This is a genomic window from Psychrobacter nivimaris (genome assembly GCF_043419765.1).
Lineage (GTDB): Bacteria > Pseudomonadota > Gammaproteobacteria > Pseudomonadales > Moraxellaceae > Psychrobacter.
This window is the reverse complement of record NZ_JBHOFX010000001.1, coordinates 794,456-811,027: the sequence shown is the minus strand read 5'-3', so window position 1 is coordinate 811,027 and position 16,572 is coordinate 794,456. Positions and strand designations below refer to the sequence as shown.

The 16,572-nt window shown below is 38.6% G+C and carries 6 protein-coding genes and 1 CRISPR repeat array; of the genes, 4 read left to right on the top strand and 2 right to left on the bottom strand.

Annotated features, from left to right (window positions below; all coding sequences use genetic code 11):
* The first annotated feature begins 63 nt into the window (after positions 1 to 63).
* The 4 genes from ACHEVO_RS02995 (at position 64) to ACHEVO_RS02980 (ending at position 9,538) form a co-directional block, all read left to right on the top strand.
* Positions 64 to 1,158: an urea transporter gene (locus tag ACHEVO_RS02995; RefSeq protein WP_394123837.1), complete on the top strand. Its 1,095-nt coding sequence runs from the start codon at positions 64 to 66 to the stop codon at positions 1,156 to 1,158.
* Between the two features lie 1,012 nt (positions 1,159 to 2,170).
* Positions 2,171 to 2,965 (top strand): class I SAM-dependent methyltransferase, encoded by a 795-nt coding sequence (locus ACHEVO_RS02990; RefSeq protein WP_394123836.1) that lies wholly within the window; start codon positions 2,171 to 2,173, stop codon positions 2,963 to 2,965.
* Between the two features lie 974 nt (positions 2,966 to 3,939).
* A complete protein-coding gene (locus ACHEVO_RS02985) occupies positions 3,940 to 6,327 on the top strand; it encodes a hypothetical protein (protein ID WP_394123835.1) in 2,388 nt (795 codons plus the stop codon).
* Position 6,328: 1 nt separating this feature from the next.
* Positions 6,329 to 9,538, top strand: coding sequence for a tyrosine-type recombinase/integrase (locus ACHEVO_RS02980; RefSeq protein WP_394123834.1), 3,210 nt, complete (start codon positions 6,329 to 6,331; stop codon positions 9,536 to 9,538).
* 330 nt (positions 9,539 to 9,868) lie between these two features.
* Here the strand turns inward: ACHEVO_RS02980 and ACHEVO_RS02975 are convergent, their stop codons facing one another.
* Both ACHEVO_RS02975 and cas6f read right to left on the bottom strand, forming a co-directional pair.
* Positions 9,869 to 11,257, bottom strand: coding sequence for a GntP family permease (locus ACHEVO_RS02975; RefSeq protein WP_394123833.1), 1,389 nt, complete (start codon positions 11,255 to 11,257; stop codon positions 9,869 to 9,871).
* 720 nt (positions 11,258 to 11,977) lie between these two features.
* Positions 11,978 to 15,785: a CRISPR direct-repeat array (repeat unit 28 nt; unit sequence TTTCTAAGTCACCTATGCGGTGAGGAAG).
* Between the two features lie 178 nt (positions 15,786 to 15,963).
* Positions 15,964 to 16,569 (bottom strand): type I-F CRISPR-associated endoribonuclease Cas6/Csy4, encoded by a 606-nt coding sequence (gene cas6f / locus ACHEVO_RS02970; RefSeq protein WP_394123832.1) that lies wholly within the window; start codon positions 16,567 to 16,569, stop codon positions 15,964 to 15,966.
* Positions 16,570 to 16,572 lie beyond the last annotated feature (3 nt).

Here is a 16,572-nt window from a genome sequence, read left to right as displayed (position 1 = left end):
ATTCCTAAAGTGTTCCTCTTACTGATAGCTGACTTAGTTACAGCCTGATCTGGGTGTTGTGTGATGAAAAATATTAAGCATGCAATTTTGTATGCTCTGAAAATATGGCTTTCCCATTTTTTGTTATTTAGTGGCTCTATGGCTTGGCTTAATGACAGGCTCACTCCACTGGGAGGACTAGACTTTTTCAATAGTGTATTAAGAGGTATTAGTCAGGTTGTTTTTATTAATAATCCTGTCTCAGGGTTATTAATAATAATTGTTATAACTATGCATTATCCATACTTGGGGATTATGGGGTTAATTGGTTGTTGTATGACAACTTTTCTGGCTATAAGATCTGGCTTTTCGATAACAGACATTAGAAATGGCATATATGGATTTGGAGGCACGCTGATTGGTTTTGCGCTATCCGTTTTGGCTGTAAAGTTTTCGGAAGAAAGGTACTACTATATTGTTTTCATCATGCTTGTTTGTTTATTATCGTATTTTAATATTTTAATCATCAAACGACTGGGTTTTTGGTTTTCAAATAAAACCGGACTTCCTTTTTTTACACTACCATATAATTTTGCAGTATTTTCTCTGATAGCTATGCTGTTGATGTTATATCCAGATTTTATAAAGGGTGGTTCATTGCATTTTAGTGATGGCGACCATATTGACCCCACTGAGATGATTGAAGCCACTTTTGTTACATTTGGACAGGTATTTTTTGTAGGGGATGTTGATTCATCAATACTTTTGTTCTTCATTACCGTTATTTTTTCACCGGTTTCTGCTATCTGCGCAGTGCTGGGTGCCGCAGTTTTTGTGTTGATTGCACTGTTTGTTGGTTTCGACAATGCAGTAATTCTTAGTGGTGTCATAGGTTATAACGTCGTTTTAACCGCGCTTGTTGTCGGTGCTATAGTCCATCTATTCTCTATTAAATCTGTACTCATCTCGATGGCGGCCGCTATATGGTCGGCAATGGTTTCTTTGGGACTGGCTAGTGTTTTGGTACCGCTCGGTTTACCTGTACTCACTTTGCCATTCTGTGTGGCTACCATATCATTCTTGTTTGTTCTGTGGAAATTTTATCCTGACCTACTGATCTGTACACCGTATAAATATAGCTCCCCAGAAGAAAATATTTGTTCAGCTCAATACGTTTAAAATGCATGTGAGTCAGTCCAAGTATATCTGACTCTCCCAACAATCTCTTAACTAGATCAGCGCTACAGATGGCGTATCACACTAGATTGAAACCAAGCGGTGTGCTGTTTCATTCTGACCAAGGGTCCCACTACACCAGTGAGAAATTTTCTGACGCGATAGCTGATTGTGAGGGTATGACACAAAGTATGAGCCGTCGTGGTAATTGTTGGGATAACGCACCCACTGAGCGCTTCCTTAGAAGCCTTAAAACAGAATAGATGCCAAGGAGTGGCTATGAGAATATAGCTGAAGCGTCAAGTGCTATTAGCGATTATATATGGGCCTACTACCAACGGTGAGACCCCATAGCGTCAACAATTATTTACTGGCAGCTGAAAAAGAAAGACGTTACTTTAATCAAAACCTCTTATCAGGTGTCCTAAATTAGTTGACCACTAAAGTTTAGAAATTCTGGATTTGCAAATGAAAATAAAGATAGAACAAACCAGTTACTAAACAAAAATATCGACAATAAGTATTTTAAAAGTTCTAGCTGGTTGCCAGCTAAAGCCAATTTTGAGCCTTTCAATTGGAAAAGCTCTAGTAGACTATGGCAAATAATGAAAGATGACACTATGGTTATAAAGATTCTACACGAAGTTCTAGAAATTTATGAGGTGCTAGTTAAAAATGGCTATGAAATTACATAGTAGAATATCGTGACATATAGCCAGTTTCTTATATTGGTTATCGGTACAATATGCAGTTATCAGCCTCTAGGCTTTGTCCTTATTTTTTTAGGTTCTAGCTATATAATTCTAAAAAAATGATCAGCGAATTGTCTTAAAACCTAGTGATTATTAAAAACTATTAGTTATGAATAATTACTTAAAAAGTCACTATTAATTCCAAATAGTATCATATATATTAATATTTGTTCTAGCAGTTAATGCCTATTAGATAGTTAATAGAGTGCTACCTAATTTCTTAACTTTCTTTAAAATAAACTACCTTATAAGAGCAATGCATTATGAATACCACAAACAAAAAGCAGCCAAAGGTTGAGTCTAAAACTCATAACCATTTGGTAAATGAGCAATTTGGTTCACAAGCTGAAATGTATCTAAAAAGTAGTGTACATGCTTTTGGACAGGAATTTATTGAGGCAGAAAATTTGGTACAACAATTTGACAGTCCCTACGTACTGGATTTAGGTAGTGGTGCTGGGCACATCAGTTTTTATACTGCACCCTTTGCTCAACAAGTTACCGCTTACGATTTGTCTGAGGATATGTTGAAAATTGTCGCTGATTCAGCTAAACAAAAACACTTGGATAATATTATAACTGTTAAAGGCATTGCAGAGTCATTACCTTTTGCTGATAATTATTTTGATGTTGTGATTAGCCGTTTTTCTGCACATCATTGGCAGGATGTACCCCTCGCTTTACGCGAAATGCGCCGCGTATGTAAGCCTAACGGAAAGGTAATGATGATAGACATCATTGCACCAGCAAGTCCGCTCTGTGATACTTTTTTACAGACGATAGAGGTATTACGTGATAATAGCCATGTGCGTGACTACTCAAGCAGCGAATGGCAACAGATGTTCTATCAATCAGGCTTTAATGTCAGTCAAACAAAAACCCATAAACTCAAGTTAGAATTTAACAGCTGGATAACCCGTATGCGTACACCAAATCACTATGTTACTGCTATACGCGAACTACAACAGAATATTGGTCAGGAAGTGAAAAGTTATTTTAATATACAAGCAGACGGTACATTTACTACGGACGTATTTACGTTAATTGCCACTGTCTAGTATAAAAGCTTACCAATCTATTATTTAATAAATTTTTCTGGCTTGCTGTGCCTATGCCGACAAAGGCTAGAAAAAACTCACCCCAGTCCCACTGTAACTTTTTGATATTGGACTGACTATAGTAATTTTTTGGTAATCTATTCTTTCTAAAAAATAATTTGATATAAAAGCTACGACTCTATATGACTCGTAGCTTTTTGCGTTTATCGATAGTACCAGCTACGCCAACCCTCTAATGGCAGGATAGTTATCATTTCTTCTTAAGTATGCAGTGTAGAAATTCAGCTCAGATGAAATAGGTATATTTTGATATATTCTGATATATTTTGGTATAAGTTACTGAAATTGCTTAATATTTTCCAATAATTGCTTGCAATTTTTGTAGATAATAGTAGATTAAATTATATAAGATTTCAGTAAGTATGATTGGATTTCACTATTTATGAAAAAGACTTACCTAAACGATATAAAGCAAAAAGAGCTAAATGTTCATAAAGCTAATATTGGCTACTATAAAATATTTAATCACCTCATTTTGCCTTACATGTTAAAGAGCGATATTGAATTTTGGACTCGAATTCAGTGTTCGCAAGTGTTTCAAGTGGAAAAGCAAGGTAGTAGAGGATATTTATTCTACGACAATTTTTTTATTCTGAATTATTGTCTCACTACCGATATACAAGATATCAGTATCTATGAATCCGAATTAAATTTTAGCGTCAGCAAAAAGTTAACTGACTCTCAAATTAAATACTACGCTCTTAATGAGATAGTATTTTTTATTATCAGGTATAGAGGTGTATTAAATTTAGTTAACTGTTATCAGCAATTAAAGAGGCAGCTGTCTGAGGATGATTGTATGAGGTTGTTTAACAGTTTGAAATTAACGACAAAGGTATTTATCAACTTAATTGGATTATCAGAAGCTGGTTACTACAATTCGCGCAAAAAAACTCCTTTAGAGGAGTCGTACGATGAATGAAGTTGAAATCGATTTTGCAATACAGCAGTTGCTACCGCATGATATTTCGTACGACAACATAGATGAGCCCAAGCTGATTAAATCTATCTTTTATCATTACCATTCGAACACTCATCAGTGCTTAGACTTCAACGCTTTAGTTTCTACTCTTCCAAATTATGATAGACCCAGAAGAAATCATAAGAGAGCAGATATTCACTGGTTATTGGCCCTTATTAAACACAATTTTGAAGATTTAACTGACTATAATACTAACTATGCGCTGATTAGAGAATGGTTAGGGTTCGCCATTTATCTTAGTGTGTTATCACACATTCATCTAAACCCAGTACAAGCCAAGAGCATATTAAAGAAATTTAAAATATATGGATATACACAAACTGCAGACTATCAGTGGTTTTGGAGTCATGAATTTTTTCAAACTATATTACCACTCTCAAGGCTAGAGTTTGACTCGCAATATTTACAAGCTTTAATAGATGACCTTAATGAGCGTGCTGAAGTATTAGCGAATGCACGGTGGGAACAAAACGATACTAACAACTATAGGAAACGTGCGCGTCAGATAGAGCAAATCTACCAAATAATAGAATGGGCCTACTATCCTGAAAGAAAACATAAACGAAGTAGTAAAAAAGACAAAGAGCAAAAAAAAGACAAAGAGCAAGCAGGGACGAGTGATAATAGCAACTCTAAGTCAGATAAACCTGACAAAATAAAAGACAAGCCTTGGCAAAATCTTAAAGCTGAACCTATGCCCGTTAACGCGCAGCCTCATTTTTATGGGTTTTTCCATACTAACAACGTGTCTGATCCTATTGATAATAATCCAATAGAATTAATACCTTTTTGTGAAAAACCATCTCTTTCTGAGGAAAGTGTTTCTGTTGAAGAGTTGGTAGATTCTTATAATTCAGATTATTTTTTCAGCTATTCACAGCCTGATCTCTCTAAACGTATCGCACCACTTCATAACTATGATGAATCGGTACAGCAAACCTACATGGCAGCGCATGATTTTGAGCTTGCTACTAATGTTCGCTATCTTTCAAAAATGAGCTGTCAGGCAGTGTTTAATCATTTAGTAACCTACAGCGAACAACCGGTAGCAGCTCTCCTGCTTTTTTCTTTGATCACTGGTTTACCTATCAAAACATTATTGATTCCTGATTTTTTCAGTAAAAGCACATTGCTTGAGTACGATAACGAGCAGATATTTATTATGCATAGGTTAGGCGTGAGTGATAGGGCAGAGCTTAAGACTTCTTGTTTTGAAAATAAGTCAGATCTCATTTATCTACCACTACCTATAGGTTTGACCTGCAAGTTAGCAGAGGTTAGTGCGTCAGAGCTAACGATGGAGAAGGTAAAAGAGTTTATTAAAGCCATGAAAAGTCAGCTGGAGATTGTTTATCTTACTGATACTCGCATATCAAAAATATTACATATGTATATCCGACGATTCACACCATCAGGTAATGAGCATTATGCAGATTTAATTTGCCGTACGCCTGCCTCTATCGCACCTGCAATTTATTACAGTAGCCATTCAAACGATGACATCGTTTCTGTTTATAAAGATTGTTTGATCTCATTAAATGCAGGGTCAACTTACAATCTTGGCTACTTTGATAAGCCAGTACCACATTTCTCTACAGGTAGCATGCAGGTGCTCAACATTAAACATGTCAAAAACCTAGTCTTAGATTTAACGTTATGGGTTTCTAACAGTGAAACAGCATTTGAGCTGTTTAATCGATATAGTATCTATACATGGTATGCCATTTGTTTGTCCACGGGTATTCGAGCTAATAACGGTATTCCAGGTTCAGTCAATCAAATAGATGAAGAAATGGGCTGGTTGATCGTAGATGACAAGCCTAATCGTAGTAGTAAGACAGATCGATTAATACCTCTATGTGCAAGTGCCAAACAACTAATAATAGACTACAAAATTTTCTTACGAACATTCAGGATGACCTTTATTGAAAATAGAGAGTTATCTAATCTTATCACTGAGACGCTAGATGATAATATTGAATCAACAGTTATTAATCTTTTAGAGTCTATGCACCAGTTAAATCCCATTAAACGTGGAGATATTACTAAAGCGACGCCTCATGAGCTAGATATTGATCCCTATTGGGTTCGGCATTTTGTGCGTACTCAGCTAGAGAGACTCAGCACCCCAATACCGCTGATCAATGCAATTATTGGCCACGAAAAGCGTGATCAAGAGGCGTTGAACAAGTATTCTTCAATCTCTAAGCAGCAGATCCATAAAGTAGGTCCTACTCTTGAAATTATTGCACAATCTATTGGCATAAAATCATTAGCCTCTATCGTAGAAGAGCGCTTAAAACAACTGAGAGCTGATTAACATGTCTGATATTCAAACCACAGAACCTAGCGTTTGGATAAATTCAAACGGACGAATTACTGATAAATTTTTCATCAAATTATCTACAGGTTATCAATTAATTGATTCAGAGAGTCGGCTAACACCTTTAGAGTTAAATAAACGTAGCCTACTACTAATGTTTCAAGAGAATTGGGATACTTTGTTCGATAGGGCCAAAATGTGTTCAATAACTAAAGGCCAGCGAATAACCAATACAAACCTGGAAGTGTTTTATAGTCAGATGACGTCGAGTATCCCTGCCTACTGCTATCAAGGATATCCTTTAACACAGGCCTATACACTGCTGAATGAATTTATCGCTTACCAAAATAATAATTTTCAGACCCAAACGACTGCATACCCAATGCCTCCAAAAGCAGTTAAAGCTAAGGTCAATACCTTAAGTGTTGAATCTGACTGGATTAAAAATGGTAAGAAAGTGAGTAGTATTTTGACAGTTGTTGATCGCCATTGGTTAGATACGGATTGTTATACGGAAACCCAAGCTATAGGGTGGCTAATATTCTCAGCAATGATATATGGAGGAATCAATGATAAAAAGACGCTTGTAAGCTACATAAATACTATTAGAGAACCGACAAAACGCCAGCCTTTTATAAATTTCAATATTATTAGTCATGGACACTATAAGAACAGAAAATATGGTAACGAGTATATTACTAATAACTTGTATTGCAATCAGCAGATTGTTTTAGACCCCGTCACACGGTGTTGGTTGATACGGTTAAATGACTGCCATAGTAAAGCTAGGATGATATCAGCGCTTGATGAGCTGATACACGAAACGCTGACTGAAACGAATATTGAAAGTATATTAAAAACCACTTTAACTCCACTGCTAGTTAAGCAGAGTATCAAGACACCAACGTTGGCATTCATGCTCTCTAATAGCAGTTATATTTGGGAGATGCTACCTGATGTGAATGTAGATCAGGCATTAGTAACCGTTATGAAAGGCAAGCAGGATACCGTTGGACTCACAAAAAAATCGTTTGAACGATTACTTCATCAGAAGTACCAGCCTATTCAAAAAGTATATGAGAACAAAGAGTTTTTGGATCTTGAAATCATTGCTTCCAATGATGAAGATGAAAAGAAACCCTCTCGCCGTCAGGCAGATGATGAGCTTGATCTTATTAAAGCGCTTAAAAATATACTACATAAAAAGTATGAGCATCAGAATAAGTCCAAGTCTCAAAGCAACATAATCGACGAACTATTAAAAATATCGCATGACTCTTCAAGTTTGAGCTATAAAATATTAATACGTTGGGTATTATCTCTTGTAGAAAAAAAGGGAATTAATAATGAGTCTATCAGCAAATATATAACCGCTATAGGTTATGAATGGCTAACGTTTACCAAAGACCAACCGCTTGAGAGTTGGACAACTGAATATTTCGAAGAGCTATATGATGAAATACTTGATGATATGGCTGTCAAAGATTTAAGTTACCCGGCAAAACGTCTACAAGCAATACATAAGTTTGCTGAAGTAGAATATGGATTCCCAAAGGTTAAAGTACCTCTTACGTCATCGCAGCGTAAAATTCGCTCTGAATGGTTTTCTCCACAACTATTTTCAGCACTTATAGAACAAATACGTATTGGTATTGATATTGTTGAAGCCGATATGCTCACTATTTTATTCACTATCGCGTATCGTACTGGCATGCGTAAAAAAGAGATCTTAGGTCTTAAATATGCCGATATCGAGGGAATGCAGCGTGACAAACCGTCAGTTATGATACGTCCAAATCATTATCGTTCAATAAAAACAGACAAAAGCATCAGAGAGGTACCGCTATTTGCACTGTTAAAGCCATCTGAATTGGCTTTGTTTATTAAGTTTATTTCTATTAACAGGACGAAGAATGATCAGCGTTTTATTTTTACACTGTCATCCTCACATATACCTCTTGCTGATCATGTTCCAATCAAGCTGCTCAAGCTATTGCATAAAGATATAGGAGGATCTGATCATATAGGTATGACGTTTCATGGATTTAGGCATACAGCGATGACTAATCTAGCATTAGTAATGCAAGGTCATCCTGACTTAGTAATGAGTATGACTGACTACAATGAAGAGGATATTGAACGTATTAAAAAGGGATTAATGGGTGAAAATACTTGTGGTTCAGATTTGTGGTATAGCTGCGCTCATCTTTTTGGACACTTATCACCTGATAGAGGTTTCGAATATTACAATCATACCGCATGGCTAATGGCGTCTTATAGTCTTAGTCAAGCTAGTATTCGATTGCCTTATAGCACATTTAAAAATATTACTGGTATAGATAAAAAGCAATTAAAAGAGAATGGATATAAAGGTGATACCAACAACATAGATCTGCAAAAGATACGAAAACTATTGTATCGACAAGTATTGAATAAAGATTATAGAAGTCCAAAGCAGTTTGCTATCCAAGAAAATCGCAATAATGCAGTAGTAGAGAATGCACAAGATAATAGTAGAAACAGACTATTACAGCAGTATGGTCTACGAAGGGTTATTGGGTTTTTAGAAGATATAGTAGAGGATAAAAATGTTGATAACGTAGCTGCAAAATACGATATTAATAGGTTACATGCACAGCAGTATTTTGATAACGCTATGCGAATTCATGGCATTCTATCTACAAGAGGTCAAAAGCGGTTTTTCGCTGAAACAGATACTATTAAGTTAACCCCATCATTACTGAAGAGTGGTCGTGAACAGAAGATCTTAAGTCAGTTCTTTACGAACGCTACTACAGTTAGAGACCAAAAAAATGAACAATGGAATCAGTTTATTATGGTTGCGGCTTCTAAAATGAGCACTTCGCGTCCTAGTATCAACTTCTCTATAAAAGATATGGATGTAGCAATAGATTTTATAAAGCTTGGGGCTGAACTTATAGGAGATAAGTACTGGCTTGTAAGAGGTAATGAAGAGATAATTTCACTATTTAAAAAAGAGCTATCAGGCTATTCTGACTTAAAATTCGAAACGTATAAACCAGATAATATTATTAGTCTAGGTATACATAACCCGAACAGCAAAAAGAATTCAAAGAAAAACAGCAACATTGAAGTCTCCAATTACGAGTATTCGCCCTTATTGAGGTTTGCTATACATTTAACTTTAATCTTGGATTTGGATAATCAGTTTTTGAGAATGATGTGAATTTAGATTGGAAAGTATTTTGGGATGAGGTTGTGGTGGGCATGCTATCAAAATAGTGAAACCGTTATCTGCTCAAAACTATATACAGGACCAATCATTGAGCCCTTATGGTGATGTATGCTTATAGAGTATAAAAAGAAAAGTAGTCAATGAAGCGGTAGTGATTCTGGTGTCTAACTGTGAATATTTATAAATGTGATCAATGAGTTCAGTAAGGACTCATAAAAATAGCGCCCAATTCAGAAGCTATTTTTATTTAATTTTTATGATGCAAGACTAAGACTGCAGTAGTAATCCCCCCTTCCATAGTGTAGATAGTGACCTTTCTTTTTAAAAAGAACCAAACAGAGTGCCGAGTATAATCACTAGGACAAGAGCAATTAAAGGAATGACCACAGCAGTCGCAAATATATCTTTATAAGACTCTCTATGAGTCAAACCACAAATAGTTAGCATTGTTATTATTGCCCCATTATGTGGTAATGAATCCAAACCGCCGGAAGCCAAAGAAGCAATACGATGCATTAATTCGGGGTCAATATTATATTGTTCAGCCAATTGCATATAGCTTGCACCCATAATTTCTAACGCTATACCCAAACCACCTGAAGCTGACCCAGTAATACCTGCTAAAACGTTAACCATAATTGCTTCTGATATGAGAGGGTTTCCAGGTGAAATGCCCATGAGAGACTGTTTGATAATCGCGAAACCTGCAAGAGTTGCAATCACAGAACCATAGCCTACTTCTGAAGCTGTATTAAAAATAGGCAGTAAAGACCCGGTAGCACCTTTGTTTAAACTTTCTGCCACACTATCTATTCTTTTGAAACTCGAAGCAATAACAAACATACAAGCTAAGAACAACGATAAAATAATGGCCCAAATGCCAATAACTGAACTTAACGCTACACTACCAAACTTTTCGTCAGCTAAGTAACTGTTGTTCCATAAGGGTATTATGATTTTTGAAAAAACATAGTTGCCTATTATCACAATGAGAATAGGCGATAATGCGAGCCAAAAATTGGGTATGTCGATACCTGAGTGAGGCTCTTTTTCATTTAACGTATGATTTCCATAACCTTCATTATTTGCACTTGCAATACGCGTTTGACGATTCATCCACAACATACCTCCGCCTAGCATGACTATTGAGGCAATAATGCCTAAACCGGGAGCTGCAAATGCATCGGTTTCAAAATAAGGCATCGGTATAACATTATGAATGGCAGGTGAACCTGGCAATGCCGTCATGGTCAAGGTTAGAGCGCCAATACAAATGGCTCCAGGTATTAGTCTTTTAGGTATGTTCGTCTGCTTAAATAAGGCGGCAGCAATGGGATATATTGCGAAAGTAACGACAAAGGCTGATACACCTCCATAAGTCAAGATTGAACATGCTAAGACTACGGCTAACAAAGCATGTTTGTCTCCCAGTTTATCCACTATATTGCGTGCGATGCTATAGGCGTAACCAGAGTCTTCCATCAACTTGCCAAAAATCGCACCTAAGATAAATAGCGGGAAATATTTCACAGCAAAGCCACCAAGCCCCTGCATAAATACTTCAGTATAAATCCCCATGGTTTGACTGCTATCACCACTTAAAACAACAGCTAAGATAGCGAGTAAGGGCGCTAAGACTAATACACTGACACCTCTATAGGCAAAATATATCAAAAGTGATAAAGACAAAAAAATAGCAAAAATGCTCATAGTTTCAATTTCCTTCCATGGAAAAATACGCTGTAAAATTATACTTTGTGAATAAGATAATGCTTCTAATAAGCAGAATTTAGTCTGGTTATTACGTGATAAAAATTTCTAGGATCTTCTTCGTAGTTGCTATTTAGACGGTGGAGTATCGTCATGAATGTCGAATAAACAAAAGCACCTTATGCCATAGCGTAAAGGGTTACTAATATCTAACCATTTCTTAGATAGAGCATTAGGGCTAATGCCTAGCATATTTATAGCGATATATATGACTCGAATTATTCTCGATATTAAAGCGTACTCATACATTAAACACACACCACTAGGGCTTTATAGCTTAAGTTAATACTATTTGATCGGTGCCTGAAGAGGTTTGGTTTATAAGAGTGAACTGATTGAATGGTTGTTCATAATTGCTATCCTTAGCAGGAATGAAGTACGATTAATACAACTGCTATAACAATGTGATGTGCAACCACTGGAAGGTTTGCCATTGTTTAAACACAGTTATATATAAAACGATACATTATGTATCGAGTTAAAATCTAACAGAGATATAAACAAATATCAACTACTAAACCTTAGCAGTCATTAAATAGTCTCAGTGGTTTACTATGAAAAATAAGACGGTACTATATTGAAGTAATCGTAGAGACAAATTTGATAAATTGATGATGCGGTGATGAATGTGCTCTACTTGATTTGCTTGTAATAGATCACGTTCTAAGTCACCTATGCGGTGAGGAAGTCGTCGATGAAATCAAGATAAAAGACTTCTACTTTCTAAGTCACCTATGCGGTGAGGAAGTATTAACCATAACTTGAGCTTTGACTGTCTGATTTCTAAGTCACCTATGCGGTGAGGAAGTCGAGATATCGTTGCTGACGAAACATTCTTTTTTTCTAAGTCACCTATGCGGTGAGGAAGCACAGACGTTCGCAACGAAGTTAAGCGCTCATTTTCTAAGTCACCTATGCGGTGAGGAAGTTCATCATACTTGTTAGAGTACACACGGAATTTTTCTAAGTCACCTATGCGGTGAGGAAGAGCGCAATAGACGTACCTAAGAGGGTGTTTGATTTCTAAGTCACCTATGCGGTGAGGAAGTACCCATGGACTACCCAGTAATGCTTTATCTATTTCTAAGTCACCTATGCGGTGAGGAAGATTTGATGCTTGATCAAGAAGAGTTTATGACATTTCTAAGTCACCTATGCGGTGAGGAAGCAAAGCCATTTGCAGCGACCATCTGTGATTGTTTTCTAAGTCACCTATGCGGTGAGGAAGTTCCAACCGTCTTGCTGAGGCGTCCAGCTAGCTTTCTAAGTCACCTATGCGGTGAGGAAGCCGTATGGATTGATGAGAAACGCTGTGCTCGTTTTCTAAGTCACCTATGCGGTGAGGAAGCGCGACGCTGTATTAGAGCAGACTGAGATTAATTTCTAAGTCACCTATGCGGTGAGGAAGATTGGTATGATGGGTCGCTAGCAAAGTTATTTTTTCTAAGTCACCTATGCGATGAGGAAGCACTCACTGACAAGCAATGTGCAGCAAACCTTTTTCTAAGTCACCTATGCGGTGAGGAAGTGCACGATTTATTCGTGGACGCTATCGCCACATTTCTAAGTCACCTATGCGGTGAGGAAGGCGGTAGTTTAGGCAATGGCGCAAGCGATGGCTTTCTAAGTCACCTATGCGGTGAGGAAGACCAGTCTCCGCGTGGGGCAACGTCGTCAAGCTTTCTAAGTCACCTATGCGGTGAGGAAGAACGTCAAAGACACCACCGGCAACCGCCGCGATTTCTAAGTCACCTATGCGGTGAGGAAGGCTTTCTATTTACAGGATACCCTTTTTTAATGTTTCTAAGTCACCTATGCGGTGAGGAAGGACCCACGCGTCACAGATATTCGCTTGAGTGTTTTCTAAGTCACCTATGCGGTGAGGAAGGGCGTAGGTGCTCGACCACTTATGATCCCGACTTTCTAAGTCACCTATGCGGTGAGGAAGGTCATAAAGATTTTGCGATATTGGCCGTCAACTTTCTAAGTCACCTATGCGGTGAGGAAGTTGAGCCTTTTGCCGTCCTTCTCCATATAACTTTTCTAAGTCACCTATGCGGTGAGGAAGAACAGTGTTTTTGAGCAGACAGGCGCGGACGTTTTCTAAGTCACCTATGCGGTGAGGAAGACCTTGAAACAGCCGACGACATTGATTGTTATTTTCTAAGTCACCTATGCGGTGAGGAAGGTCAAAAGATATTCGCCCTGGCGATTGGTCAATTTCTAAGTCACCTATGCGGTGAGGAAGAAGGGCTTGGCGAAATGAAACAAACAGATATGTTTCTAAGTCACCTATGCGGTGAGGAAGTAACCCTCAACTAACCCCGCCATTTTTGGCGGTTTCTAAGTCACCTATGCGGTGAGGAAGCTTAATTGGGGTTTTTTATTATCTAAAATTAGTTTCTAAGTCACCTATGCGGTGAGGAAGATTTGGTATGCGGCTCCTTCGAGGGTGTCAAGTTTCTAAGTCACCTATGCGGTGAGGAAGGCGCCTTTAATACCGCCACACATTTTATTCACTTTCTAAGTCACCTATGCGGTGAGGAAGTATCAATAGACCACCATCAGGTCGCCTATATATTTCTAAGTCACCTATGCGGTGAGGAAGTATAACCCCATGAACCGAACCACTGATTTGATTTTCTAAGTCACCTATGCGGTGAGGAAGACAACAAATGGACAACCAACACCGCCGACTAGTTTCTAAGTCACCTATGCGGTGAGGAAGGACAACATCAACAGCTAGCTCGTTATCGTCATTTTCTAAGTCACCTATGCGGTGAGGAAGTATTGGGGTGGCTTATCTCAAGAAGCCCTAGATTTCTAAGTCACCTATGCGGTGAGGAAGAATCCAAAGATGCTATCTCTCTTTTGGGTAACTTTCTAAGTCACCTATGCGGTGAGGAAGTGTGAGCCTGATCAAGAACAAAATCAGAATCATTTCTAAGTCACCTATGCGGTGAGGAAGTGTTAGCTAGTGCTAAGTAGGACTGTATTTGTTTTCTAAGTCACCTATGCGGTGAGGAAGATACACTTTCAAGCCACCTGCTGCTGACGTGTTTTCTAAGTCACCTATGCGGTGAGGAAGTGGTTCAGGCGCTGTAGAGCCTAGCGTTTCCGTTTCTAAGTCACCTATGCGGTGAGGAAGCGCAACACCATCGTCTTGTACGATAAAGTGACTTTCTAAGTCACCTATGCGGTGAGGAAGAAGCATATGCAAGGTAACGTAGGTGACTGTATTTTCTAAGTCACCTATGCGGTGAGGAAGATCATTGTTGATATAACCAACAAGGCAATGGATTTCTAAGTCACCTATGCGGTGAGGAAGGTTCATTAGTAACGTGCAATGCGTTGGTTATTTTTCTAAGTCACCTATGCGGTGAGGAAGTATATCGACACGTTAGAAAAACGTATTCGATTTTTCTAAGTCACCTATGCGGTGAGGAAGCTGGCTTTAGTGTGCGCAGGTGCGCTGAGTTGTTTCTAAGTCACCTATGCGGTGAGGAAGACCTAAATGCTACTCAAGCAGCTATAAGGGCATTTCTAAGTCACCTATGCGGTGAGGAAGCACAGGTTATGGCGAAAAACTTGCCGCTGGATTTTCTAAGTCACCTATGCGGTGAGGAAGTCTGTTTTCGGCGCGCCAATAGAGTTTTTAAATTTCTAAGTCACCTATGCGGTGAGGAAGACATTAGCGTGAGCGAACTCATAAGCTCAATCTTTCTAAGTCACCTATGCGGTGAGGAAGTTAACTCGACGCATTTACCCGGCAACGCGAACTTTCTAAGTCACCTATGCGGTGAGGAAGGTGACCAATCGTGATGCGATTGAGGAGCGATGTTTCTAAGTCACCTATGCGGTGAGGAAGAAGGTCGCTTCTTTGGTGGCATTAATGGCATGTTTCTAAGTCACCTATGCGGTGAGGAAGTTGTAAAGCGCTATTGCCGCCTTGGTTTCGTATTTCTAAGTCACCTATGCGGTGAGGAAGGCGTTCGCGCCTCATAATCTCACCGCGCTTTTTTTCTAAGTCACCTATGCGGTGAGGAAGAAAGACGTTTAGACCAATGGTTTAATCGTGTTTTTCTAAGTCACCTATGCGGTGAGGAAGTAATCCTTCATCCACTCTTTGGCTGTCGCGTATTTCTAAGTCACCTATGCGGTGAGGAAGGACTTGGCTAATGAGCGACTAGATGCGCTGACTTTCTAAGTCACCTATGCGGTGAGGAAGCACGGGCGCGAACCCGTGTCGCTTATTGCTCGTTTCTAAGTCACCTATGCGGTGAGGAAGTTAATGAAAATAGGTAACGCTTGGCGGTGTAATTTCTAAGTCACCTATGCGGTGAGGAAGCACCATGTTTAAGACCTGCTGCTGTTCTTTTTTTTCTAAGTCACCTATGCGGTGAGGAAGTGGGCGACGTTGCGATCCGCGCTATGGTAGTCTTTCTAAGTCACCTATGCGGTGAGGAAGAGGAATTATACCTCAAAAAACTCAGTTACAATAAGGCGTGGAGAGTGAAACACCCTATCTTACCCTCCATTTTTCGACCTAGTGTAACTGATTGATTTTATTATAAGTTTTTAAATAGCTCAAAAAAAGGGTTTTTTGTCCCAGTTTTTGGGTAATTCGTCATTACCTTATAAGTAGCTTACCAATGGGGCACAGTAACCTTAGCTACCGCATTGTTAATGCCATAGCTGTTAAACGACCCTTGAGTTTCGTTATCTGCCATTTCTTGAATGATAGATAATGCGTAGGGTTGATTGTTGCTGATGCTCCTTAAGTTGATATACGGATAGGGCTTATTATCCTGCTTGTGTTTGGCGCAGTGTATCAGTGCCGCCTCCAGCGTAATGCCTTTGTGCTCAGCAAATGCTTCAACTTGCTTAAGCACGTTTTTATGGCGGTAGCGTCTGATCATAACGTGACCTTTGGCTTTGTCACCAACCTCATTGATGCGCTTCACATGCACATAGTCCGTCAATCGCTCTAGCCATTTATTGAGATCTAAAGTCTCTAAATCCTCTTTACTGGGAGCAAAGACTCGAAGTTTTAGACCAAGCTTGGATGATTTACCCTTTTCGTCATAATGATAGTCAGGAAAGCTGACACCAACGGAATCGATGCTGTGATCATTTTTCATCTCCGCTAATGCAATATGAAATTGGGTAAATAGTTTGCTCCAAATGAAGTAAGGGGCAATCTCAGGGTCAGGGATGATGGTGATTTCTTGGAAATGGGTCATCTGACTCATAAG

Coding starts and splice junctions, on each gene's coding strand:
- ACHEVO_RS02985 (WP_394123835.1), top strand. CDS start 3,940: ATGAATGAAGTTGAAATCGATTTTGCAATACAGCAGTTGCTACCGCAT.
- ACHEVO_RS02980 (WP_394123834.1), top strand. CDS start 6,329: ATGTCTGATATTCAAACCACAGAACCTAGCGTTTGGATAAATTCAAAC.
- ACHEVO_RS02990 (WP_394123836.1), top strand. CDS start 2,171: ATGAATACCACAAACAAAAAGCAGCCAAAGGTTGAGTCTAAAACTCAT.
- ACHEVO_RS02995 (WP_394123837.1), top strand. CDS start 64: ATGAAAAATATTAAGCATGCAATTTTGTATGCTCTGAAAATATGGCTT.
- ACHEVO_RS02975 (WP_394123833.1), bottom strand. CDS start 11,257: ATGAGCATTTTTGCTATTTTTTTGTCTTTATCACTTTTGATATATTTT.
- cas6f (WP_394123832.1), bottom strand. CDS start 16,569: ATGAGTCAGATGACCCATTTCCAAGAAATCACCATCATCCCTGACCCT.